The sequence below is a fragment of the Pseudarthrobacter sp. TAF60_1 genome, from assembly GCF_052113505.1.
Taxonomy (GTDB): Bacteria; Actinomycetota; Actinomycetes; order Actinomycetales; family Micrococcaceae; genus Arthrobacter.
Genome location: NZ_JBFRDI010000061.1, coordinates 1 through 430, shown reverse-complemented (window position 1 = coordinate 430; position 430 = coordinate 1). Strand labels below are relative to the sequence as shown.

1 pseudogene is annotated in these 430 nt (G+C 67.8%); it reads right to left on the bottom strand.

Features of this window, described 5'->3' with window-relative positions:
• Positions 1-430, bottom strand: a pseudogene (locus AB4Y73_RS20480) (type I glyceraldehyde-3-phosphate dehydrogenase); the annotation flags it as partial.

The following is a 430-nucleotide window of genomic DNA, read 5'->3' as shown; positions in this document are numbered from 1 at the left end:
GAGTAACCCCACTCGTTGTCGTACCACGACGCGACCTTGACCGTGTTGCCGATGACCTGGGTGAGGCCCGCGTCGAAGATCGACGAGTGCGGGTCGCTGACGATGTCGGTCGAGACGATCGGGTCCTCGGTGTACTTGAGGATGCCCTTGAGGGGACCCTCGGCTGCAGCCTTGTAGGCGGCGTTGATCTCGGCGACCGTTGCGGTCTTCTCGAGCTCGACGGTGAGGTCGRTGATCGAGCCGGTGATCACGGGCACACGCAGGGCGTAGCCGTCGAGCTTGCCGACGAGCTCCGGGATGACCAGGCCGAGGGCCTTGGCCGCGCCGGTCGAGGTCGGGATGATGTTCGCGGCGGCGGCGCGGGCGCGACGGAGGTCGCTGTGCGGGCCGTCCTGCAGGTTCTGGTCGGCGGTGTAGGCGTGGACCGTGG